This window comes from Streptomyces sp. NEAU-W12 (assembly GCF_026242095.1).
Taxonomy (GTDB): Bacteria; Actinomycetota; Actinomycetes; order Streptomycetales; family Streptomycetaceae; genus Streptomyces.
Genome location: NZ_JAPJDM010000031.1, coordinates 22,169 through 44,976, shown reverse-complemented (window position 1 = coordinate 44,976; position 22,808 = coordinate 22,169). Strand labels below are relative to the sequence as shown.

The following is a 22,808-nucleotide window of genomic DNA, read 5'->3' as shown; positions in this document are numbered from 1 at the left end:
ATCTAGGATCTGGGCATCCTCGTTCCGCTTGCCGGTTCAACCTTCGTACCGGGTAGCCGAGTTCGAGGGTGCGGGCCGTCTCCGCGACGGCCCGCCCGCAGGGCGGGGGGACTCTGCGTTCCGTCTCCCGAAAGGAAGCACATGTTTCAGGACGTCCGGTTCGACCTCCCCTTCGACACCCCGGTCAGCGAGCATCTGGAGTACGCGCGGGCGCGTCATCTGCGCTGGGTGTGGGACATGGGGCTGGTGCGCAGCCGGGCCGGTTTCGACGAGTACCGCTCCTGGGACCTGCCGCAGGCCGCCGCCCGCACCTATCCGTACGCCTCGGCCGAGGACATGGTCGTCCTGATGAACTGGTTCTCACTGGCGTTCCTGTTCGACGACCAGTTCGACGCCGGGCGGCCGGACCGGGCGGACGTGATAGCCGACGTGGCGCGGGAGCTCATCGTCACCCCACTGCGTCCGGCGGGGAGCACGCCCCGGGTGGTCTGCCCGATCACGGTGGCCTGGGCGCAGGTCTGGGAGCGCCTCTCGGATGGCATGTCCCTGACCTGGCGGACCCGGTTCGCCGCGTCCTGGGGCCGGTTCCTGGTGGCCCACTGCGAGGAGGTCGACCTGGCGGCCCGCGGGCTCACCGGGACACTCGGCCTCGAGGAGTACGCCGCGTTCCGGCGCCGTACCGTCGGCATCCACCACAGCATCGACGCCGGGGAGCGCAGCCGCGGATTCGAGGTGCCCGCGCGGGTGATGGCCCACCCCCTGGTGGAGCGGATGCGCGATCTGGCCGCTGACACCATCGGCTTCATGAACGACATCCACTCCTTCGAGCGGGAGCGGCGGCGCGGGGACGGCCACAACCTGATCGCGGTACTGCACCGGGAGCGCGGCTGCTCGTGGGAGGAGGCCGCGGCCGAGGCGTACCGCGTGACGACCGCCTGCCTGGAGGAGTACCTGGAACTGGAGGCACGGGTGCCCCGTATGTGCGACGAGCTCGGGCTCGACGCGGACGAGCGCGAGCGGGTGGACAAGGGTGTGCAGGCCATCCAGCACTGGATCGAGGGCAACTACGAGTGGGCTCTGACCAGCGGCCGGTACGCGGCGTCGAAGGAGGGCGCGGTGGCCACGGCCGAGCAGGCGGGCCGCGGCTCGGTCGACGACCTGCTGACCGTGTGAGAGGGCCGTGCCGCCCGGCCCCGCCTCGGGGCCGGGCGGCACGCCGGTGGCGGCGGCCGGACACAACCGCCGCGGCGCCGCCCGGTGTCAGGCGGCGCCGAACTCGACCGGCAGCCGGTCCAACCGGGTCTCCCAGGTGGAGGCGGTGGAGGACAGCTCGTCCGGCGGCACCGCAAGGCGCAGGTCCCGCAGCCGGTGCAGCAGCACGTCCACGGCGATCTCGATGATGGCCTGGCCGATGTTCTGGCCGGGGCATTCGTGCGGGCCCCCGCTGAACGCCAGGTGCGACTGGTTGCCCTGGACGGACACCCCGGTGTCCGGACGGATCTCGGGGTCCTGGTTGCCTGCCGCGAGACCCAGGAGCAGCAGATCGCCCTCCCGCACCCGGTGCCCGCCGATCTCCAGGTCGCTGGTGGCGAACCGGCCCGGCAGCACCGCGAGCGGCGGGCTGTTCCACATGACCTCCTCGACCACCGCCGAGATGTTGAGCCGGCCGCTGATCAGCCCGGACAACCGCGCGGTGTCGGTGAGGACCAGCTGGAGCACCCGGGCGAGCAGGTTGCTGGTGGTGGTGTGCCCGGTGATCAGCACCAGGCGCAGATGACTGACCACCTCGTCCTCGTCGAGCCCGGCGTGGTGGGCCAGCAGGGCGGTGGTGAGGTCGCTGCCGGGTTCGGACCGCTTGCGGACGACGAGCGCGCCGAGGATCTCCTGGATGCGTGCGTCGTGCGTGAGGGCGTCCTCCCCGCCCTTGAGGACCTGGGCGCAGGATTCGACCAGATCGCGTCCCTCGGCCTCGGGCAGCCCCAGGACGCGGGTGATGACCAGCATCGGCAGATACTCGGCGTAGTCGCTCACCAGGTCGGCGCGTCCGGTGTCCGCGAAGGCATCGATCTCCTTGTTCGCGAAGTGCGTGGCGTGCCGGCGGACACCGCGGCCGGCGGCGGCCTGGAGCCCGTCGGTGACGGCTCCGCGCAGCCTGCGGTGCGGCTCTCCGTCCTGGGAGACGCAGTCGGGACGCCAGCCGAGCATCGGGACGAGCGGCGAGGTGTCCGCGACGCGCCCCTCACGCCGGTCGCGCCAGATCCGGGCGTCCCGGGTGAACTGGCGGGGGTTGTCGAGGACCCGCCGGTTGTCCCGGTAGCCGAGCACCAGCCAGGCCGGCACGTCGCCCTCCAGGAGCACCGGCGCGACCGATCCGTGTTCCGTGCGCAGCCGCTCGTGGAGGCCGGCCGGGTCGGCGGCCAGGTCCGGCCCGTACAGCCGGGCGAGGTCAGCGCCGTGGTGGGCGACGGGACAGCCTCGGGTGGCGCCGGGGTCGTTCCCGGCCGGATCGCTCACCGGGACTCCGCGGCCACGGCCGAGCGGTCCCGCAGATGGTGGATGAGGGTGACGAGCACGTCGCGGCTGGCCGACCGGTCGCGTGCGTCGAAGGCCACGACCGGGATGTTCCCGGGAATGTCCAGGGCATCCCGGATCTCGTCCACCGGATGGTCCTTGGAGTCGGGGAAGACGTTGAGGGCGATGACGAAGGGCACGTCCTGCCGTTCCATCTCCTCGATCGCCCGGAAACTGGAGGCCAGCCGTCGGGTGTCGACCAGCACGACCGCGCCGAGCGCCCCCTTGAACAGCCCGTTCCACAGGAACCAGAAGCGTTCCTGGCCGGGCGTGCCGAACAGGTACAGCACCAGGTTGTCGTTGATGCCGATCTTGCCGAAGTCCAGGCTGACGGTGGTCTCCGTCTTGTCTGCGACGCCCACGAGCCGGTCGACGCCGGCGCTGGCCTGGGTGAGGGTCTCCTCGGTGGTGAGCGGCTTGATGTCGCTGACCGACCGGACCATCGTGGTCTTGCCGGTACCGAAACCGCCGGCGATCATCACCTTCACCGAGCGGGTGTCCCCGGCCGTTTGCCGACCGGCTTGGTCAAAGCCTTTCAAGTCCACTGAGTACCTCCTCAAGGAGCGCGAGGTCGGGCCCGCGGCCCGCGTCGTGGGCCGGAATGGGGTCACGGGCTTCGACGTGGCCTCCGTCCAGCAGGTCCGACAGCAGTACGGCGAGAATGTTGAACGGCAGCCCGAGGTGGGCGCCGAGTTCGGCCACGGAGAGCGGTTCACGGCAGCGCCGGACGATCTCCTCGTGCTCGTGCTGCATCCCCGGCAAGGGGGCCGAGCGGGAGACGACGAGGGTCGCCACGTCGAGACTCGACGCCGAACCGCCCGGTCCGCTGCGCCCTCCGGTGAGGACGTAGTAGCGCTCGAGACCGGACGGGTCCGACGGCCGTCGGGGAGCACTCATCCAGAGTGCTCCTCCAGGCGCACAGTGGTGCCGAGCAGCTCGCCCATCCTGCGGGCGAGGTCCCTCATCTGGTGTCCGAGCAGGCCCTGGTCCAGGCCCTCGCGGGCGAGGACGCCGAGGTAGGTTTCCACACCCGCACGGACCACGAACAGGTGGCCGCCGTCCACCTCGATCATCGCCAGTCGCAGTTGCCCCGCGTAGGCGGGGAACTGTTCGGCGACCGGCTGGGCCAGTGCCTGCAGGCCGGCGACCACCGCCGCGAAGCGGTCCACGTCGTCGGGGTCCTCCGCCCCGAAGGAGGTGATGGCCTTGCCGTCGCTGGAGGCCACAAGGGCGAAGCGGATCTCCTGGATACTCTCGACGAGATCGCGGAGTGCCCAGCTCACGTCGTTTCCCTGATGCGTCATGGGGTGTGGTCGCTCTCCTCGGTGCGGTACTTCGTGGACTCACGTCCTGTGGGGATGTCACCGGCGGCCGCCTCGGGCGCCGCGCCGGTGTCGCGTTCTTCGGCCCCGTGTTCACCCGCGTCGCGGCCCGCCGCGTCGCGCCCCGCGATGTCGCGGCCGGCCGTGGCGAAGGCGGCGAGTCCGGTGAAGGACGCGTCCGGGGGCACGGCGGTGACGGTGCTCCGGTCTCCGTTCCCGGCCCGTTCGGTCCGCCCTGGTTCGGCCTCGGTCCGCCTGCTGCTGCGACGGCGGGGCAGTCCGCCGGGTGTGGTGTCCACCGCTCCGGCGGACTCGGGGAACGTGTCGGAGCCGGGTGCCTCGGCGGAGTCGGCCGGCCAGAGATCGGCCTCGCCGTCGTCGGTGACCGCGGTCCACGGCAGAACCGGTGCCCCGGCTCGGGTGCCCGCGACGGGGGCGACGTCGGTGGCCGTGGGCAGCGGGCTGAAGTACTTGTGCGGTACGACGACCACCACCGAGGTGCCGAGCCAGGGCGAGTCGGCGAAGGTGACCCGGATGCCGTAGCGGCGGGCGAGGACGCCGACGACCCGCAGGCCGATGTTCGCGTCCTCGGTGATGCCGCCGATGCCCGCGCCGGGCGCGGTGCCCGCGAGGGCGTGCTCGGCCTCGCGCTTCTTCTCCTCGCTCAGCCCCTTGCCGGAGTCCTGGATCTCGATGCCGACGCCGTTCGGGACCTCCTTGCCGGAGACGACCACGGGCTCGGTGGGCGGTGAGTAGCGGGCCGCGTTGTCCAGCAGGTGAGCGAAGATCAGCGTGAGGTGGTCCACCAGGCCGCCGTCGACGCCGAGTTCAGGTAGCCGACGCAGCTGGACGCGGTGGAAGTCCTTGATCCGGCCGATGCCGCCGCGCATCACGCTCAGCAGTCGCTGCGGCTCCTGCCACTGCCTGCCCGGCCGGTCCGAACCTCCGAGGACTCCGACGCTGGCGGCGAGACAGTCGGCGGGGCCGATCTCCTGGTCGAGTTCCATCAGGGCCCGGGCGACGGCCGGGAGCCGGCCGTGCTCCCCCTGCATCTCGTGCAGCCGGCCACGGAGTTTGCTGGTCAGCACGTGGATGCGGTTGCCGATGCTGATGACGGCCTGTTCGGCGGAGGTGGAGCGGTCGAACTCCTCCTCGAGCGCCATCAGGGAGATCCGCAGGATTCTGCGCAGTTCGGTCTGGAGTTCGGCACCGGCCGCAACGCACTGGGTGACGCTCGGCAGCAGGTCGTCGATGGCGTCGCCGGCGCGCAGCCGCTCGATCGCCTCGGGCAGCTGCGCGCCGGCGAGATGTGCCACCGCGGCGAGCTGGCGCGTCAGCCTCTCCTCCATGGCCTCGGCCTGCTCGGCGAGCCGGGCCTCGTGTTCCCCGGCCTGCTCGGCGAGCCGGGCATCGTGACGCCCGGTCAGTTCGGTCAGCCGCGCCTCGAAGTCCTGCCCCTGTTGAGCGAGTCGACTCTCACAGGCCGTGCTCCGGTCGGCGAGAAGCCGTTCGTGCGCGGCCTCCTGCTCGGCGAACCTCTCCGCCTGGGCGGTGCGCTCGGCGGCGAAGTCCCTCTCCCGTCCCGCCGCCTGCTCCTGCCATTGCAGTGACTTCTGCGACTGCTCGACCTGCGCGGCGCGCAGGGCCACCTCGGTCCGGGAGAGCCGGGCACGGGTGCGGAGCAGCAGCCGTACGCACAACACGCCGGTCGCGGTGGCGGCGGCGCCGGCGACGGCCACCGTTATCCGCTCCGAGCTCATGAACGTGGCGGCGATCGTCCCACTGCCCAGGCCCAGCGGCATCAGCCACCAGCCGTACCAGGCGACAGGGGGCCGCGCCGCCGGTGGCGGAGGGACGAGTTCCATCTGCATCCTTCGAGGCAACACGATCAGACAGGGGGATGTGCAAGGGGATCGCACTCATGGGTGCGTATCGCGAACCGACGCGGCGCGATCACTTCAACTCGCAGCGTTGACAAGGAGCTTATCGGTTCCAACCGCAAAAGGATCAAGTTCGCGAGGCGGCGGAAGTGAGGGTTCCGTCACGCCGGGGAGGAGATGCCGTATCGACAAGTGGCTTGATCTCTCTGAGCAGTTGACTGCCCAGACAGGTCCTGGCCGTCCGGAGCCGCGCCACGCCGCAATGGACTGGCCAGAACCAGAAGGACTCGGTCGCACTTCGAAGACATATGACGATCAAACATGCCCACATCCCAGCACCTGGGGGTAACTTGCAGTGCAGGGAACGGCGTTGGGGACCGATCCGTGTACGAAGCAGGCTGGAGGCGATGGCGTGGTGCGGCACCAACCTGCACCGCCGACCCGGTTTCTCCGCGTCCGTCAGGACCGGGGGCACACGGTGCTGGATTTCCGCGGCGAGATCGACATCGTGGCGGAGGTGGAGATCGTCCCCCACCTGGACGCGGTGACCTCGGCCCCGGAGTGCCGCATCGTGATCGATCTGACCCGGGTGGAGTTCCTGGACGCCTCCGGTCTTCGCCTGCTGTACCGTGCCCGGCAGCGGGTTCTGGAGCAGCACGGCAGACTGCACCTGGTGTGCACGGACGCGCTGACCCTGCGTGTGCTGCGGATCACCGGCCTGGCCCGGCTGCTGCCTCCGCGACCGACCCTGGACGCGGCCCTGGACCAGCCCGAGGCCACGCCGGGCCCGGTATGACGAGCAGTGGACGGCAGGACAGCCGGTGCTACGCGGTCGGCGGCGCGTCGAACAGGGCGCTGACGGACTCACCGTTGTGAACGCGCCGTACCGTCTCGGCGGGTGCCGGGGCGGTGGACAGGACCCTCAGCTTGTCGGTGTGCTCCTCGGCGGGTACCGGGACCGTGTTGGTGCACACGATCTCCAGTACGTCGGGCTGCTCACTCAGCCGCTTGAGCGCCCCGGCCGCGAACAGGCCGTGGGTGCAGGCCACTCGGATCGAGCGGGGCCCAGTTCCCTCAGCCGGTCGAGCAGTTCGGGCACCGTGCTGCCCCTGGCGATCTCTCCGCACCCGGTCGTCGGCGAACCGCTGCTTCGCCCCGGCCGCGTCCTGCGCTCCGACGAGACGGGCGAACGCCGCCGCCTCCTTCGCGTTGCCCAGGTCGGGTGAGACGACGGTGGTGCGGCTGAGATCGTACTGCCGGAAGTGCGAAGCGAGTTCACGCAGTGCGTGCAGATGGTCGGCGGGCACCGGGAAGAACCCGTGCACCTGCGGCGCGTGCAGGGTCATCACCAGGACACGGTTCGCTCCGGCCGCCACCAGGAGGTCCGCGACCAGTCGTCCGCCCATGGAGATGCGCGGCGCGTCCTTCTTGTCGGAGCGGGCGTAGGAGTAGTGCGGCATCACGACGGTGGTCCGGGAGGCGGACGCCCCACGGGCCGCGTCGCACATCAGGAGCAGTTCCACGAGGTGTTCCCGCACCGGTCTGACCAACGGCTGCACCAGGAAGACGGCGCGCTCGCGGCAGTCGGCATGCAGTTGCACCTCCAGGCAGTCGTTGGCGAACCTGCGGCTCCGGCCGGGGCCGAGCGGCACGCCGAGACGTGCACGGACCTCCACCGCCAGTTCCGGATGGGCGCTGCCGCTGAACACGGCGATGTCCCGCACGGGTCGGCTCCTCGAATGATCATGTCGACCGGAAGGTTCGCGCTACTGGCCCCGGGCCGCCGCGGGGCACCGTCCGGAGACCTCCTCGGCCATCGCTTCGACGCCTCTTCCCATGTCTCCGGGCACTCCCGGCACGCCGTGCGCCCCCACGGGTCCGGCGGTGCCCCTCACATCTCGACTCCCCTGCTTGTTCGGCGAAGTGAGGGGAATTTGGTCGGTAGGAAGGAGGGCCCTCACCATGACGACTCCCCTCAGACGCCCTCCCGGGCGCATGCCGGGCTGGGCGAAGGTACTCACCGCGGTGGTGGTGGTGCTCGCCGTGCTCTTCGCGGGGATCCGGCTGAGCGTGCTGCCGGGCCTGAAGGACCTGTTCGGTACGGAGACCCACGACCGCTCCGGTCCCGCGCTGCTGGAGTCCATCCAGGACATCAGCCGGTACGACGCCGCGACCGGCAACTTCCAGGTCGTGGTGGACCTGGAGAAGGACACCAGGTTCCTGCCCGACGCGATCCGCGGCACCCGCACCCTGTACGTGGGCGCGGGCACCGTCGACGCCTATGTCGACCTCGGCAGGCTCGGCAAGGACGACGTACAGGTCAATGAGGACCGTACGTCCGCCACCCTGCGGCTGCCGCACGCCCGCCTCGGCACTCCCGCGCTCGACCCGGAACGCTCCTACGCCGTCTCCAAGGAGCGCGGGCTGCTCGACCGTCTCGGCGACCTCTTCTCCGGCAACCCCAACAGCGAACAGGCCGTGCAGAAGCTCGCGGTGCGGCACATCGGCGCCGCGGCGAAGGAGAGCGAACTGACCGCGCGTGCCGAGAGCAACACCACGGAGATGCTCGAAGGCCTGCTGCGCTCCCTGGGGTTCACGAAGGTGGACGTCGCCTACGGCGACTGACCGGCAGGGGCGTCCCCACCGGCCGGGCGTGAAGGCGGCGGCGCGGGGCAACCAGCCTGTCCCATACATGACATAAGCTGACGAGCGGAGAACGAAATGACCCGTACAGCCTCACGCACGCGTTTCGGGCGGCGCAGGAAACCCGGCAGCCCCCCGGCCGAACGCGGCACCGGTGGCGGGAGCGAACGCCGTCCGCTCCCGCTGCCGGTCCGGCTGCTGGTGATGCTCTGCGCCTTCGCGTTCATGGTCGTCTTCGCGGTGGCGCTGGCCCGGGTCACCCTGCAGCCCTCACCCGCCTCCGAGGCGTTGATCCACACCAATCTGCGTCCCGGCCGTTCCCTGCAGGCCTATCTGGACCAGCCCGCGCTGCGCGACGCCGTCCGCCAGGTCGGCGGCAACCTCCTGCTGGGTGTGCCCTTCGGCGTCCTCACTCCGATGCTGGCGCCGCGCACCCGCGGGTTCATGCAGGTGCTGCTGCTGACCGGGACCGTGATGCTGCTGGTCGAGTTCGCGCAGGGCGCGCTGATCACCGGCCGCGCCTTCGACATCGACGACGTCATCCTGAACACCGGCGGGGCGCTGATCGGCTATCTCCTGCTGGGCCGCCGGCTCGGCCGGGCCGTGCACGCACGCAAGCCGAGGGGCAAGAGCGCTCCGAGGGGGAGGAGCAGCACCGAGCCGGCCACCGGACCGAAGAGCACGCCGAAGGGCAGGACACCGGGCAAGCTGCGGAGGCTCGTAAAGGACAGGGCCCGGACCAAGGCGGGGGCCGACGCGAAGTCCAGGACAAGGACCAAGGCGCAGGCATGACCCGGGCGGCGCCGCCGGCGCAGCGACAGCCGGCGTCCACCACAACGTCCGGACGTCTACCGGCGCAGGGCCCAGGTGTGCTTGTCCCCGCCGACCCAGCGGACCACGTCCGGGTCGTCGAGATCATGGACGGTGATCCCGAACGCGGCGGCGGCCAGCAGCACGTCGGTGATGGTCCTGGCCTCGCCGATCACCTCTCCGTCGATCTCCACGATCCGGAAGGGCGGCGTACCGGGCTGTACACCGAGCACCATGATCCGTGGATGGGCCATGTACGGGCTCACGCTTTCGGTCATGCATACGAGCGTAGAACGCAAACCGGGCAAGCGCGGGTCACGCGCGGAGGCACGGGACGCCGGGACGGTTCGACCGGCGGATCCTCGGGGGCGCCGCGCCCGGGAGCACGTGGCGGCAGAGGCCTGTGGTGACGACGCACGCCGGTGGGCTAATCCGCGCACCGGTGGGCGACTGCCACGGCAGGGCCTGGTCCGGCTGCCCCGCGAACCGCCCTGTCGCAGTGAGGCCGGCGTCCCGAGCCTCGTCGCCGCTCAGCCCTCGGCCAGGACCGGTCTCCGGGAACAGCACGACCTCGTGGGCGGGCAGCCCATGACGCGCACCCGCCGCGGGGCCTCCCGGCCGCCCCGGCACACCGGCGGTATCACCGCCGGACACCGGGTCCCCGTACGACGGCGACCGGACACTGGGCGTGGTGCAACAGGGCCTGGCTGACCGATCCGAGCAGCAGACCGGCGAATCCGCCGCGGCCCCGGGCGCCGAGAACGAGCAGTCCGGCGTCCCGGCTCGCCTCGATGAGCGCCTCCCGCGCGCCGCCCCGCACCACCTTGCGCTCGACCGTGACGCCCGGATACCTCTCGCCGCGACCTGAGAGGCTCTCTGCCACCAGCCGCTCCTCGCTGTCCTCCAGCTCGCCCGGCGGGTTCGTGTACGGCATCGACTCGTCCTGCAGGGCGGGCAGGGACGCGTTCCACAGGGTCCAGGCGTGCAGTGCCGTCAGCGGCGCTCCCCGCAGCGCGGCTTCCGCGAAGGCGAACTCGACCGCCGCATCGCCGGTCGGTGAACCGTCGACGCCCACGAGGACCTGACGGGCGGGACGCGGCTGCTCCCGCACCACCAGGACCGGGCAGCGGCTGTGCGAGGCCAGATGCACCGCCGTCGACCCCGCCAGCAACCCCACGAAGCCCCCCAGCCCCCGGCTGCCGACCACGACCAGCGCGGCCTCGCGGGACTGGGCCTCCAGCACCGTCAGCGGCTCCCCCGTGACCACGGCATGGGTGACCTCCACCTCCGGCTCGGCGGAACGCGCACGCTCCACCGCCTCGGCCACCGTCCGGCCGACCATGTCGCGCGGTCCGCCCTCGGTCGGGCCCAGCGGCGACGGACCGGGCCCGAACGGCGCATGCATCATCGGCCAGACGAACGCGTGCACCACCTTCAGCCCGCGCCCGCGCAAACGCGCCTCACGAGCCGCGAGATCGACCGCTTCCAGACTCGGCGCCGAACCATCCACACCCACCACGACAGGCGCACTCACGGCGAACCTCCGATTCCCACACATCGCGCACGACAGGCGGCAGTCGCGGCCGGCAGCCCTTCCGCCCTCTCACCACGTTTGCTCAGACCCGCTCGTCACGCCAACGCTGCGCCATGCACCACCGGGCCCGCGGGACCGGCGACAGCGGCACGCCTTGGTCCCCGCATGGCGCGAAGAGACCCGCCGCGCCCGCTCCCCGGCAGCTCAGGGCGGCCATGAGCAGATGCCGGATCTGCTGCGGCAGGCGCGGAGGACGTGGAGGGACCGCGACCGGGCAGAACGTCCCACGGGCGCGAGCGGTCCGCCGGATCGCCCGGCCGGCTTCGACGAGACCGAGCAGCCCGCGCCGGAACTCGGCCGGGCGGCCACCGGGCCCTGAAGTGTCGTTGAAGTCCGTGGAGCATCACCTGCCCGGCAAGGTGGCTCCACCGGACCCGGGGCACGTCAGAGCCTCCATCGGCCCCGGAGCGGTTCAGCCGAAGCGGCGCCTCCGTTCGCCCATCACGTTGCGTCGTCACACCGGCGAGTGGGCCGGGCGGGTGACGCGCATCACCCCAAAGCCGGAGCAACGGAGCGGGACACCTGGAACACATCGGGACCGGTCTCCGTTGAAGAGGACGTGGGTGCGGAAGGGACCGTGTCCCCGGGCCACGCCTTCCGCCCGCAGGGACGATCGTCCGGCTGAAGCCCTGCGGAGCCTTCGCCGCGAGGCGACCGCCTTCCGTACCCGCCGTCAGGCCGCCCCGGCCGCGATTCCCCCGTCGCGGCCGGGGCTTTCCCCGGGCCCGCTACGCGGAGGACTCGTCCGGTACCGGCTGGTCGGGGTCGGCGGAGGCCGAGTGCGGCGCGCCCCGTCGGCCGGTCCCGGCCTCGTCCGTGTCGGGGACGTCGGGTCGGCGCTCACCGGAATCGTCTCCGGTCTCCTCCCCCGCGTCCTCGTCGACGCCCGGGGCGACCTCCCACGGGTCCTCGCCCTCGCCCGCCTGCTGGTCGGGCAGGTCCCGGGGGACGCCCTGGCCGTTCTCCCCCGGCCCTTCGTGGCGGTGGTCGGTCACGGCACGCTCCCTTCTTCCCTGCTCACTACGTCCGTACGCGTGTCCCGCCGGGTACCGCCGCGGCACCCGGCGAAACGCTCAGCGCGGCGTCCGTTCCCGCAGGGCTCTGCGCCAGGCGGGGGGCGGGGACGGCGGGTCCGGGTCGGGGCGGCGTCCACCGCGGGCGAAGAAGTCGGCGAGCGGCAGGATCGCGGCACCGACGGTGACGGCGTCGGGGCCGAGGCTGCCCAGCTCGATCGTCACCTTCCCGGCGGGATGGCGCAGCGCGTACGACAGGGCGTGCCTGCGGACGGCCGGCAGGAAGCGGGAGCCGAGCTGGAGGCCGGCCCAGCCGCCCATGAGAATGCGTTCGGGCTGGAAGAGGTTGATCAGGTCGGACAGGCCGGCGCCCAGGTACTCGGCGGTCTCCTCCAGCACACCGAGCGCGACCGGGTCGGCGGTGGTGCCGTCGGGAGGGTAGGCGGCGGCGAGCATCGCGGTCAGCGCCGTCTCCTCGTCGGCGCCTCCGGGAACCGGGCCGCCCTCCTCCCGCCACCGGGCGAGCAGCGACTCGGCACCCGCGTAGGCCTCCAGACAGCCGAGCGCACCGCAGCGGCAGCGCCGTCCGCGGACCCGTACGGTCAGGTGCCCCCACTCGACCGCGCGGCCGTGCTCCGCCTCCGGGGTGACGAGGCAGGCACCGACACCGGAGCCGAAGAGCACGACGAGGGCGTTGCGCGCCCCGCGTCCCGCCCCGAACCACATCTCGGCCTGGCCGAGGGTCCTGGCTCCGTTGTCGATGAAGCAGGGGACGCTGTCGGGCAGGGGGGAGCCGCCGCGCAGCAGGGACTCCAGCTCGACGGCGTCCCATCCGATGGTCTGCCCGTGCACGACGGCGCCCCGGTCCGGGGTGCGCTCGACGATGCCGGGGACGCCTATGCCGACACCGAGCAGCCGCTCGGGGGCGAGACCGGCGGCGGCGAGCACCTCGGCGATTCCGGCACGGATGTGGTCGACGATGACGTCGACCTCGTAGCGCTGCTGCTCCAGCGGGCGCTCGGCGCGGGCGAGTTCGGTGAGGGTCAGATCGAACAGTTCGACGCGGACCCGGGTCTCGCCGACGTCGACGCCGATCATGTGGCCGCTGACCGGCGCCACCCGCAGCAGGGTGCGCGGACGGCCGCCGTCGGAGTCGACGCTGCCGGCCTCCTCGACCAGGCCGTCACCGATCAGGTCGGCGACGACATTGCTCACCGAGCCGGAGCTGAGCCCGGTCGCCGGGCCGAGTTCGAAGCGGCTGAGCGGTCCGTCGAAGTAGAGCCTCTGCAGCACGGCCGTACGGTTGGCCCGTCTGAGGTCGCGTACCGTGCGCCCGTTCCGCCCCGTCATCTGGCCACTCCTCCCGGGCTCCTGCCCGACCCGCAACATACCGCCGGGAGCCACCCCGGCGCGACTTTCCAGCACCCTTATTCAATGGGGTGAACTAAAGCCGGGACGGTCCGGGGCGGCCGGTGCCCGACCGGACCGTGCCGGTGCTCCCGGGAAAACGGTTGGCTCGGGCACCTTTCGGTTCCTTACCGTGGGACGGAAACCCGGGTCTTCCCGGTTTCGCAAGCCGCACCAGCAGAACGTCGGAGACCCCCCATGAAATCACTCACCGAACAGGACATCCGCGGTTCCTTCGTCAATTGCTCGAAGGGTGAGGCCAAGCGCCTGTTCGTGCCACGCGATCTCGGGGAGCTCGCCTGGGACGATCTGGACTTCCTCGGCTGGCGGGATCCGGGGGCGCCCGACCGCAGTTACCTGATCACCGAGCGCGCGGACCAGGGGCGTCTGGTCGGGGTGGCGCTGCGGTTCCAGCCCGCGCGGCGCGGCTTCCTGCACCGCAGCATGTGCTCGCTGTGCCTGACCACCCATCCGCGCGGGGGCGTCTCCCTGATGACCGCGCGGAGGGCGGGCGCCGCCGGGCGCGAGGGCAACTCGGTGGGTGCCTACATGTGCACCGACCTCGCCTGTTCCCTCTATCTGCGCGGCAGGAAGGTACCGGATTCGGGGATGCGGATCGAGGAGTCCCTCACCCTGGACGAGCAGATCGCCCGCACCCTGGGGAATCTGTACGGCTTCCTCGACAAGGTGTGACGTCCCGGCGGCGCCGGCGTGCCGGCGCTCCGTGAGCGTCCCTCCGGGGACGTCTGCGGGTGCGTCCCCGGGCATCGTCGTTTCCCCCGGGTGGCCGTGGTGCCCGCCGAAGACGTTCGGCACTTCCGGTGAGAGGGAAGCGTCGAAGGATGCGAGTGGTACGTGAGTGGACTGCACGGGGCAAAGAGTTCGTCAGGCAGCGCCGGGATCCGGTGGCCGTGCAGACGACCCGCTCGGCGGCCGCGGCGACGGTCGCGTACGTCATCGCGCTGCGGCTCAGTCCGGAGGCCGCCCCGCTCACGGCGCCGCTGACGGCGCTGCTCGTCGTCCAGGTCACGCTGTACTCCACGCTCACCACCGGTTTCCGCCGGGTGAACGCGGTGGTGGCCGGGGTGGTCGTCGCCATCCTCTTCAGTCTTCTGGTGGGCCTGACCTGGTGGAGTCTGGGCCTGCTGATCCTGGCGTCGCTGATCGTCGGACGGATCGTGCGCGTGCACGAGTTCGTTCCCGAGGTGGCGATCAGCGCGATGCTGGTGCTCGGTGTGACGTCGGTCGGGGACATGGCGTGGGCGCGCATCCTGGAGACGGTGATCGGCGCCGTCGTCGGACTCTCCTTCAACCTGATCCTGGTCCCGCCGGTATGGGTGGAGGAGGCCGGTGAGTCGATCGAGGGGCTGGCCCGGCGGGTGCGGCAGCTGATGCTGCGCCTGGGCGAGCAGGCCGCCGCGCGCACGCCCCACCACGAAGCGGCGGCCCGGCTGCACGAGGCCCGCCGGCTCGATCACGACATCTCCGAGGTGGACGCGGACCTCCGGCAGGCCGAGGACAGCCTGCGGTTCAACCCGCGGGTTCGCGAGGGCCTGCTGAACCGGATCGTGCTGCGCACCGGACTGGACACCCTCGAGATCTGCACGGTCGTGCTGCGGGTGCTCGCGCGCACCCTCACCGACCTGGCGAGGGAACGCGAGCCGGGCCCTCTGTTCCAGCCGGAGACGGGCGCCCTCGTCGAGCAGTTGCTGTCCGAGATCTCCGACGCGGTGGTCAGCTTCGCGGTGCTGGTCACGTCGAGCGTCAGTGAGAGCGCGGAGTCCGCCGAGGACCGGCTCAGCGCCGAACTGCGGCAGGCCGCCACCACCCGCGACCGGCTGGCCCGGCTCCTGCTGGAGGACGTGCGCGCGGACTCCCGGCAGTGGCAGCTGCACGGCGCGCTGCTGGCCGAGGCGGACCGCATCCTGGACGAGATGGACACCGAGCACCGTTCGCACCGGCTGATGGAGGAGCTGGACCGGCACACGCGTGAACAGCGGGAGCGCCTGCCGCGGATCACCCGGACGCGGGACCGGCTGCGCGTTCCCGGCCTGCCGCGCCGGAACCGCCGGGGCGGCTTCGGGCGTTCTCAGTGAGGGAAGCCGACGGCGGGCGGGTGCGCCGTGGGCACGAGCACACGAAGGGGGCGCGCGGATGACCGACACCGGCGTGCGGATCGACGGGAACACCTTGCGGCTGCCGGGCGGGGCGGCGGTGCGGTTCATCCGTACGCTGCGGCTGCCCGAGACGGGGACGCACCCCCTGCCGCCGGGTCTGGGCGAGTTCCCGGTGCGGCGGGTCGCGGACTACGCGGACTCGGTACCCGGGGCCTGGCGGGCGCGCGGCGGTGTGATGCTGCCGGTGTATCTGCGCGAGGCGATGTGGCTGAGCTTCGCGGGGACGAGTGAACCGGCCGCGCTGCAGGTGGGGGTCGGCAAGGTGTGCGCGGTCTCGGGCCGCCCGTGGAGCGACCGCCTGGCCCGCTCGCCGCAGAACTACGTGGTGCCGCCCCGTCAGCGCTGGCTGGACGGCATCAACTCCGGCAAGGGCACGGTCCGCCAGTTCGTGGCCGTGCCGCTGGGCCTGGGCGCGACGGTGGAGGGCCAGGTCACGGGCGAGGAGGTGTGGGGCGGCGTCCAGCTGCAGTCCTTCGCGCTGAACGAGGACGCGCTGGCCCGGTGGCGCCGGGCGGAGCAGGAGCGGCTGGAGCGGCAGCGGGCGGAGTCGGCGGCCCGGTCACCGGCCCACAGCGGGGGGTACGGTGTCGCGCGAGCCGCGGCGGCACCCGCCCCGAGCGGGGCCCCCACGGCGTTCCGCGGCGCGCCCCGGCCTGCCGCGGCGATGGGTCTCGGTGCCGGCGGCTCCCTGCGCCAGGAGGTCCACCAGGACGAACGGCCGCCGACGGACTGGGCCGAGCAGCCCTCGGGGCGGGTCTTCGTCCACCTGGTGACGCCTCCCGAGTGGCGGCGCATCACGGGCGAGGCCCCGCCTCCGTCCCCGGTGGACCGGGCCGCCTACACCCGGGCGGGACTCCCCTGGTTCGACTACTACGACCAGGACGCGCAGGACCTGGAGCCGGCCGGACCGCTCCAGCCGGTGAAGCCGGTCGGCGACTGGCTCGGGGACGACCACGAGCCCTGGCAGCCCCCGTCGCCGCACCAGGTGAAGCAGCTCGGGGACGCGCCGGGCAAGCCGGTAAGGGACGGTGGCTGGTAGCCGGAGGGTGTTGCGGGCAGGGGGCGGGACGGCCGGTGGTCACGGCGGCCGCTCAGCCGTCGCCGTCGACGCGTTGCCGTTGCAGCGGGCGGGGGCAGGTGGCGGCGCTCGCCCGGGAGAGGAGGACGTGCATGCGTTCGGCGAGCTGGCCGAGGTCGTCGGCTGGCCGGTGGAACGGGAGCCGTACGTCGCCGCCCGCGCGGACGCGTTCGATGCGCAGCGTGAGTCCATGGCGGTCGACGGCAAGCGGCTGGACGCGGACCACGCCGTGCAGGCCGTCCGGGTCGACCAGGCGGGTCAGCCGCTCGACCGCGTCGCCGTGGCAGTCGGCGAGGTGGGTCAGCAGCCGGGCCTCGGCCGTGGCCAGCGGGTCGGGTCGCGCCGCGGCGAACTCGCCCGGATCGACGACGACGGCTCCGGACTCCCGTCGCAGTACCACCCGGGTGGGAGAAAAGGCGAGGTGGCCGCCCTCCACGGCGAACCAGCCGGCGAGCCACAACCGGGCACGCACCCTCTTGCGCACCGGGACGGGCGCGACGTCCGCGAACTCCAGTACGGCGGACGGTTCGCCGCGGGGGGCACAGACCGCGGCGGTGAGCAGCGCGCCGTCCTCGGGCACGTGCAGCAGGACGCGGCCGTCGTCGGCCACGCCGGGCGCGCCGAACAACTCCTCGCGGGAGCCCTCCGCGGTCACCGTGCAGGACCACGCGGTGGCGAGCACGGAGCGGGCCCGCTCCGCCGCGCCGGGTTCGGCCGTCCAGCCGTGCCTGTCGTCACCCATCCTCGAACCTCCTATTAGGTAAGCCTTACCTAAGGTAGCGAAGACCGGGGCGTACGCCAAGCGGATCGCGTGATCCTGGTGCGACCTTCGCGCGGCCTTTCAGGACGCGAGGACGCCGAGCAGGGCGCGTGCGCACAGGTCGCGCACCTGCTCCCGGCTCAGTTCGCAGCCGCGCAGCCACTCCAGGCAGACCGCGGCGGTGAAGGCCAGCCAGCCGCGCACGGCGAGGCGGGCGTCCGGCCCTCGTCCGAGCACCGGACCGAACTCGGGGTCCCCCGCGAGCGCCGTCAGGATCTGCTGCTCCTGCGCGGCCAGCGCCCGCCGATGGACCCCGCGCACCGTCGGATCCCCCGCCGCTTCGGCGCGGTGGAAGGCGCGGTAGCCGTGCGTGTGTGCCGCCGCGTACTCCAGGTACGCGTCGAGCCCCGACGCCAGCTGCGCGCGTACGGGGGTTCCGGGGACCGCGGCGGTCATGCGCAGCATCCGGTCGCTCTCGCGCTGCACGACCGCCGCGAAGAAGTCCCGTTTGGCGGGGAAGTAGTGGTACAGCAGCCCGCGCGAGACGCCGGCGATCTCCGCGACCTGCTCGATCCACACGTCGTCGTACGGGCTCTCCGAGAACAGCCGGGCCCCGACCGACAGAAGCTGCTCGCGACGCTCCTCGGTGCTGAGCCGGCGCCGTGTGCGCCCGCCCTCGTTCGCGGCCATTCCCGCAGCTTACTTGACGCCGGTTCAGCAACGGGACCAGACTGGGAAAGCGTATTGAACCTGCGTACAACACGGATTCCGCGGGCACGGCCCCGCGTCGCCCTCACCGCAGGACCGAAGGGGAAGCATGGCGGAGACCACGACACCGGCCGTGCTGCCGAAGGGGTTTCGCGGTGCGGAGCAGGGGTGGCCCGCGCTGCACCGCATTCCGCGTCCTCCCTACCGGGTCCCGCTCCTCGGTGACGTCATCGGCTCGAGCAGGCGCACCCCCGTGCAGGACTCGATGCGGTTCGCCCGCCGGCTGGGGCCGATCTTCCGACGGAACGCCTTCGGCAAGGAGTTCGTCCTGGTGTCGGGTGCCGACCTCGCGGCCGATCTGGCCGACGAGACGCGCTTCGCCAAGCATGTGGGGCTGGGCGTGGCCAATCTGCGACCGGTCGCGGGAGACGGCCTGTTCACCGCGTACAACCACGAGCCCAACTGGCAGCTCGCCCACGACGTCCTCGCCCCCGGCTTCAACCGTGGGGCCATGGCGGGCTATCACACGATGATGCTGGCCGTGGCGGAGCGGCTGACCGACCGCTGGGACCGCGCGGTCGCCGCGGGCCGGTCGGTGGACGTGCCCGGTGACATGACCAAGCTGACCCTGGAGACGATCGCGCGCACCGGGTTCGGACACGACTTCGGGTCGTTCGAACGGTCCCGGCCCCATCCCTTCGTCACCGCGATGGTCGGCACCCTCAGCTACGCACAGCGGCTCAACGCGGTGCCCGCGCCGCTGGCTCCGCTCCTGCTGCGGAGCGCGAGCCGGCGCAACGCCGCCGACATCGGCCGTCTCAACCGCATCGTCGACGAGGTGGTCCGCATCCGGCGCGCGGACGGCGGCGGGGAGGGCGACCTGCTCGACCGGATGCTGGACACCGCGCACCCCGAGTCCGGTGAGCGGCTGTCGTCCGAGAACGTCCGCCGCCAGGTCATCACCTTCCTGGTCGCGGGCCACGAGACCACGTCGGGCGCGCTCTCCTTCGCCCTGCACTTCCTCTCCCTGCACCCTGACGTCGCGGACCGCGCCCGTGCCGAGGTGGACCGCGTCTGGGGCGGTTCGGCCGTACCGGACTACGGGCAGGTGGCCAGGCTGCGGTACGTACGCCGGGTGCTCGACGAGTCGCTGCGGCTGTGGCCGACCGCGCCCGCCTTCGCCCGGGAGGCCCGTGCGGACACGGTGCTGGCCGGGGAGCACCCGATGCGGCAGGGAGCGTGGGCGATGGTGCTGACGCCGATGCTGCACCGGGACCCCGCGGTGTGGGGCCCGGACGCCGAGCGGTTCGACCCGGACCGTTTCGACGCACCGGCGGTACGGTCCCGTCCCCCGCACACCTTCAAGCCGTTCGGCACCGGGGTGCGAGCCTGCATCGGCCGGCAGTTCGCGCTGCACGAGGCGACGCTGGTGCTCGGGCTCCTGCTGCGCCGCTACGAACTGCGGCCCGATCCGGCCTACCGGCTGAGCGTGACCGAACGTCTCACCCTGATGCCGGAGGGGCTGCGGCTCCGCCCTGAGCGCCGGACGGCGGCGGCCCCGTCCGGGCAGGGGGCGGACGAGGCGTCGTAGCCCCGGGCGACGGAGGCGTCCGCTGCCCGGCCGGGGCAGCCGTGTCGTGCGATCCGTCGGTTCGGTACCGGACTCCCGCCGTCCCGCACGCGGGGCGAGCGGGGCGTCCCGGTACGCCGGAGCAGCCGGGGACGACCAAGTCCTCCCGGCCCGCCGGGGCATCCGACGTGCCCGCGCCGACCCGGTGTCAGGCTGTCGCCGTCCAGTGCGCGGGGCGGGTGACCGACCCCGGCAGCGTGGTGCCGGCGCTTCCCCGGGCCGCGTTCAGCTGTGGCTGCGTGAGGAAGAACGCCCCGGTGAGATCGGCGTCCGTGAGGTCGGTGTCGCGCAGGTCGGCGCCGATCAGGTCCGTGCCCCGCAGATCGGCGCCGGTGAGGTCGGCGGCGATGAGGTAGGCGCCGCGCAGACTCACTCCGCGCAGGTCGGCTCCCTTGAGGCGGGCACCCATCAGATCGGCGCCCCGGCGGTCCTTGCGGCGCCCGCGCACCCCGGACCGGGCCAGTTCGCTGGCCTTCAGCAGCAGCACGTTGACGTCCTGCCGGTGCGCACCCACGTCCAGCTCCGCCAGTTCCTGCGGAGTCCCCCGGGTGAGCCGCTCCGTCGTCTCCAGCGCACGGCGCAGGTCCGCGTGCACGGGGCGGGCCGCGGGCAGGGTGAGCGCCTCGGTCAGGTACCACAGCAGTTCGTGCAGCTGCCGGACGACCGGGAAGACGTCGGCCATGCGGCGAGCCCGCTCCGGTGGACCGGTGCGCCAGTCCTCTCCGCCGAAGGTGACCTGCGCGACCTTCTGCCCGGCGCCGAAGCAGTCGTACACCGTGCAGCCGCTGAACCCCTCCTGCCGCAACCGCGCGTGGATGCCGCAGCGGTGGTCCTCGCGCAGGTTCCGGCAGGGGCTGCCGGCCTGCTTGTCCACCGCGAAGGCGGCGGAGGCGGTGAACGGCAGAGCGACGCAGCACAGCCCGAAACACCGTGCGCAGTCACCTCGCAGCTCGGTAGGTCCGGTCCTCGGTTCCGACATGTGGTTCAGCATACGGAACGCGGGGCGGGTGCCCGCCCCGCGTTCGGGGAGTGCGTCCCGCCGGACCGTACCGCCGTCGTCAACGGGGGAACAGCTCGAAGGCGACCGCGGGCCGGTCACCGAACCGCCTGCCCGTCTCCTGGGCCTTCCCCGTCAGGAAACCGCGCACGTACTCCTCGGGGTCCTGGTCGGTCAGGGCCTCGATGTAGGCGCGGTGTTCCAGCAGCGAGAGCACCGCCCTGTCCAGGCCGTCCGTCGCGTCCACGGCGTGGGTGGGGGTGTCGGAACCCGCCACCGCGACCCAGCGCACCCCGTTCCAGGGTTCGAGGCCCTGTTCGGTCAGTTCCGGGAAGATCCAGCGGTTGCCGGCGTCGCCGGCCGCGTCGAGCACCGCGCGTCCGACGGCCACGTGGTCCGGGGTGTTCCAGAAGGTGCCGCCCCAGGTGTCCCGGTGGTTCAGGGTGATCACCAGCTCGGGGCGGTGGCGGCGGACGGCGGCGGCGATGTCCCGGCGCAGGGCGGTGCCGTACTCGATGACGCCGTCCCGGTGGTCCAGGAACTCCACCGTGGACACGCCGACCACGGCCGCGCTCGCCCGTTGCTCCCGCTCCCGGAGCGGGCCGCACCCGGCGGGCGCCAGGGTGTCGATGCCCGCTTCGCCACGGGTCGCCAGCACATAGGCGACCTCACGTCCGGCGTCGGTCCAGGACGCGATCGCCGCGGAACAGCCGTACTCCAGGTCGTCGGGGTGGGCGACCACGGCCAGCGCGCGCTGCCAGTCGTCGGGCATGGGGTCAAGTTGAGGGGGTGTCAGCTCGGTCATGCCCGCAGACTAGCCCGCACCACCGCCGGCGCACCGGGAATCCCGCGGCACAACCGGCACACGGAACGCGCGGGGTGTGCCGGGCGTGCGGGTTCAGACCTCGTCGCGGGCCATTCCCAGCAGCCGGTCCAGTACCCGGGGGCCGCCCGCGCGGATGCCGTCGTGCTCGAACTCGTCGGTGACCCAGGTGCGCAGGCCCCGGATCGCCCGCGCGGTGCGCAGCGAGTGGGCCGTGTCGACGTACATGTCGTCGTGGTAGACGGCCGCCACGGCCGGGACCTCGTTGGCGGCGAGGCGGGCCGGGTCGTACAGGGGGCTCCAGTCGGTACGGGCGGCGAGCAGTTCGGCGGTCTCGCGCAGCGGGCGCAGGGCGGGGTCGCAGTCGAACATCCAGGGGTGCACGGACTCCCCGGTGAACAGCAGCGGCCCGTTGCCCGCGAGGGCCCTCGCCGCGTCGAACCGCGGGAACTCGGCCCGGACCCGTTCGGCCGACCAGGCGGTGGGCCGGGCGTCCTGGCCGTAGATCGGCTCGTGGACGAGTGCGTACAGGGGATGGCCCGCGTGCGAGAGCAGGTTCTGCGCCTGCTCCTGGAACCCGTCGGAGAGCGCCGGGCCCGCCGGGGTGGGGACGAAGGCGTCCTCCAGGAGGTGGTGCAGCTGGTGGCTGCCGTCGCCGCTGCCCAGCATGCGGCCCAGGGACTGGAACGCCTCGACGGTGAGCCGGTAGCCGTTCGGGAGGACGACCTCGTGGGCGAGGAGGTGCTCGGCGATGCGACGGGCGCGTTCGACGTCCTGCGGATAGCGGGTGTAGTGGGCGGCGACCTTGCGCTCGATGCGCGGGTAGGCCGCCCGGTAGACGTCGTCGGCGTGGGCGTCCAGGGAGGGCAGGCCACCGGTGATCACGGCGGTCTCGAGGCCCTCGGGTGCCGTGGAGAGGTAGGTGACGGCGCAGAATCCGCCGAAGCTCTGGCCGAGGACGGTCCAGGGGGCGCCGCCGGTGACCTGGGGGCGGATCACCTCGCAGTCGCGGACGATCGAGTCGGAGCGGAAGCGGGCGAGGTAGTCCGCTTGCGCGGCGGGGCCGCCGCGCAGCGGGAGCGTCTGCCGGTTGGCGGGGGTGGAGCTGCCGGTGCCGCGCTGGTCGAGCAGCAGGACGCGGTACTCCTTCAGGGCCCGGCCGAGCCAGGACGGCTTCCCGACGAATCGGTTCGCCCCGAATCCGGGGCCGCCCTGGAGATACAGCAGCCACGGCAGGTCCTGGCCCGCCCGGTCGCCGGCGACGACCTCACGTGCGTACAGCTCGATCGTCTCCCCCGAGGGCACGTCGTGGTCGAGGGGGACGGTGAAGCGGCGGTCGGTGAGGACGACGCCGGGCTGGCGGTAGCTGACGGTCAACGGGGCTCCCGGGGCGGA

At 72.5% G+C, this 22,808-nt stretch carries 21 protein-coding genes and 2 pseudogenes; 8 read left to right on the top strand and 15 right to left on the bottom strand.

The features are described 5' to 3' along the window. Positions 1-141 precede the first annotated feature (141 nt). Positions 142-1,173, top strand: coding sequence for a 7-epi-alpha-eudesmol synthase (locus ORI94_RS30580; RefSeq protein WP_266075580.1), 1,032 nt, complete (start codon positions 142-144; stop codon positions 1,171-1,173). A gap of 87 nt (positions 1,174-1,260) precedes the next feature. Here ORI94_RS30580 and ORI94_RS30575 read toward each other — a convergent pair whose 3' ends face one another. The 5 genes from ORI94_RS30575 to ORI94_RS30555 are packed head-to-tail and all read right to left on the bottom strand — an operon-like array spanning position 1,261 to position 5,758. After that, on the bottom strand, positions 1,261-2,514 hold the full coding sequence (locus tag ORI94_RS30575; protein WP_266081648.1) for a cytochrome P450: 1,254 nt from the start codon (positions 2,512-2,514) through the stop codon (positions 1,261-1,263). Next, the gene (locus ORI94_RS30570; RefSeq protein ID WP_266081646.1) at positions 2,511-3,116 is read right to left on the bottom strand and encodes a GTP-binding protein; all 606 of its coding nucleotides are present in this window, start codon (positions 3,114-3,116) and stop codon (positions 2,511-2,513) included. Before ORI94_RS30570 ends, ORI94_RS30575 begins: the two co-directional genes overlap by 4 nt. Then, positions 3,097-3,468 carry a DUF742 domain-containing protein gene (locus ORI94_RS30565; RefSeq protein WP_266081644.1) on the bottom strand — a complete coding sequence of 124 codons (372 nt, stop codon included), beginning with the start codon at positions 3,466-3,468 and terminating at the stop codon, positions 3,097-3,099. The genes ORI94_RS30570 and ORI94_RS30565 overlap by 20 nt, the downstream gene beginning before the upstream one ends. Next, on the bottom strand, positions 3,465-3,875 hold the full coding sequence (locus ORI94_RS30560; protein WP_266081642.1) for a roadblock/LC7 domain-containing protein: 411 nt from the start codon (positions 3,873-3,875) through the stop codon (positions 3,465-3,467). Before ORI94_RS30560 ends, ORI94_RS30565 begins: the two co-directional genes overlap by 4 nt. Then, a complete protein-coding gene (locus tag ORI94_RS30555) occupies positions 3,872-5,758 on the bottom strand; it encodes an ATP-binding protein (RefSeq protein ID WP_266081640.1) in 1,887 nt (628 codons plus the stop codon). Before ORI94_RS30555 ends, ORI94_RS30560 begins: the two co-directional genes overlap by 4 nt. A 430-nt stretch (positions 5,759-6,188) precedes the next feature. On the opposite strand from ORI94_RS30555, the gene ORI94_RS30550 reads away from it, so the two are divergent. After that, the gene (locus ORI94_RS30550) at positions 6,189-6,569 is read left to right on the top strand and encodes an anti-sigma factor antagonist (protein ID WP_266081651.1); all 381 of its coding nucleotides are present in this window, start codon (positions 6,189-6,191) and stop codon (positions 6,567-6,569) included. Between the two features lie 28 nt (positions 6,570-6,597). Here the strand turns inward: ORI94_RS30550 and ORI94_RS30545 are convergent. Beyond that, positions 6,598-7,497: pseudogene (locus tag ORI94_RS30545) on the bottom strand (ribose-phosphate diphosphokinase). Positions 7,498-7,735: 238 nt separating this feature from the next. Between ORI94_RS30545 and ORI94_RS30540 the strand changes: the two are divergent. Both ORI94_RS30540 and ORI94_RS30535 read left to right on the top strand, forming a co-directional pair. Further along, positions 7,736-8,398: a DUF4230 domain-containing protein gene (locus ORI94_RS30540; protein WP_266081638.1), complete on the top strand. Its 663-nt coding sequence runs from the start codon at positions 7,736-7,738 to the stop codon at positions 8,396-8,398. A 96-nt stretch (positions 8,399-8,494) separates the two neighbouring features. Further along, a pseudogene (locus ORI94_RS30535) lies at positions 8,495-9,040 on the top strand (VanZ family protein); the annotation flags it as partial. Positions 9,041-9,264: 224 nt separating this feature from the next. Here ORI94_RS30535 and ORI94_RS30530 read toward each other — a convergent pair. The 4 genes from ORI94_RS30530 to ORI94_RS30515 form a co-directional block, all read right to left on the bottom strand. Then, entirely contained in the window at positions 9,265-9,504 is a 240-nt protein-coding gene (locus ORI94_RS30530; RefSeq protein ID WP_266081634.1) for a hypothetical protein, read from the bottom strand. A gap of 362 nt (positions 9,505-9,866) precedes the next feature. Then, positions 9,867-10,760, bottom strand: a complete 894-nt coding sequence (locus ORI94_RS30525) for a universal stress protein (RefSeq protein WP_266081632.1) — start codon at positions 10,758-10,760, stop codon at positions 9,867-9,869. A gap of 788 nt (positions 10,761-11,548) precedes the next feature. Continuing rightward, positions 11,549-11,815: a hypothetical protein gene (locus tag ORI94_RS30520; protein ID WP_266081630.1), complete on the bottom strand. Its 267-nt coding sequence runs from the start codon at positions 11,813-11,815 to the stop codon at positions 11,549-11,551. Between the two features lie 78 nt (positions 11,816-11,893). Then, on the bottom strand, positions 11,894-13,183 hold the full coding sequence (locus ORI94_RS30515; RefSeq protein WP_266081628.1) for an ROK family transcriptional regulator: 1,290 nt from the start codon (positions 13,181-13,183) through the stop codon (positions 11,894-11,896). A 255-nt stretch (positions 13,184-13,438) separates the two neighbouring features. Between ORI94_RS30515 and ORI94_RS30510 the strand changes: the two genes are divergently transcribed. The 3 genes from ORI94_RS30510 to ORI94_RS30500 all read left to right on the top strand — a co-directional run bounded on the left by ORI94_RS30510 (position 13,439) and on the right by ORI94_RS30500 (position 16,456). Further along, positions 13,439-13,933 (top strand): FBP domain-containing protein, encoded by a 495-nt coding sequence (locus ORI94_RS30510; RefSeq protein WP_266081626.1) that lies wholly within the window; start codon positions 13,439-13,441, stop codon positions 13,931-13,933. Between the two features lie 149 nt (positions 13,934-14,082). After that, the gene (locus tag ORI94_RS30505; RefSeq protein WP_266081624.1) at positions 14,083-15,336 is read left to right on the top strand and encodes an aromatic acid exporter family protein; all 1,254 of its coding nucleotides are present in this window, start codon (positions 14,083-14,085) and stop codon (positions 15,334-15,336) included. 58 nt (positions 15,337-15,394) lie between these two features. Further along, a complete protein-coding gene (locus tag ORI94_RS30500) occupies positions 15,395-16,456 on the top strand; it encodes a hypothetical protein (protein WP_266081622.1) in 1,062 nt (353 codons plus the stop codon). A 52-nt stretch (positions 16,457-16,508) separates the two neighbouring features. On the opposite strand, the gene ORI94_RS30495 is transcribed toward ORI94_RS30500, so the two are convergent. Together ORI94_RS30495 and ORI94_RS30490 are read right to left on the bottom strand one after the other, a co-directional pair. Then, complete coding sequence (locus ORI94_RS30495) at positions 16,509-17,237, bottom strand: DUF2470 domain-containing protein (protein ID WP_266081619.1); 729 nt, start codon at positions 17,235-17,237, stop codon at positions 16,509-16,511. Between the two features lie 99 nt (positions 17,238-17,336). After that, positions 17,337-17,945, bottom strand: a complete 609-nt coding sequence (locus ORI94_RS30490; protein ID WP_266081617.1) for a TetR/AcrR family transcriptional regulator — start codon at positions 17,943-17,945, stop codon at positions 17,337-17,339. Between the two features lie 127 nt (positions 17,946-18,072). Between ORI94_RS30490 and ORI94_RS30485 the strand changes: the two genes are divergently transcribed. Then, a complete protein-coding gene (locus ORI94_RS30485; RefSeq protein WP_266081615.1) occupies positions 18,073-19,554 on the top strand; it encodes a cytochrome P450 in 1,482 nt (493 codons plus the stop codon). Positions 19,555-19,741: 187 nt separating this feature from the next. Here ORI94_RS30485 and ORI94_RS30480 read toward each other — a convergent pair whose 3' ends face one another. The 3 genes from ORI94_RS30480 to ORI94_RS30470 all read right to left on the bottom strand — a co-directional run bounded on the left by ORI94_RS30480 (position 19,742) and on the right by ORI94_RS30470 (position 22,790). Beyond that, positions 19,742-20,584, bottom strand: a complete 843-nt coding sequence (locus ORI94_RS30480) for a pentapeptide repeat-containing protein (protein WP_416237929.1) — start codon at positions 20,582-20,584, stop codon at positions 19,742-19,744. A 67-nt stretch (positions 20,585-20,651) separates the two neighbouring features. Then, positions 20,652-21,395 (bottom strand): PIG-L deacetylase family protein, encoded by a 744-nt coding sequence (locus ORI94_RS30475; RefSeq protein WP_266081611.1) that lies wholly within the window; start codon positions 21,393-21,395, stop codon positions 20,652-20,654. Positions 21,396-21,488: 93 nt separating this feature from the next. Beyond that, positions 21,489-22,790, bottom strand: a complete 1,302-nt coding sequence (locus tag ORI94_RS30470) for an alpha/beta fold hydrolase (RefSeq protein ID WP_266081609.1) — start codon at positions 22,788-22,790, stop codon at positions 21,489-21,491. Positions 22,791-22,808: the final 18 nt, after the last annotated feature.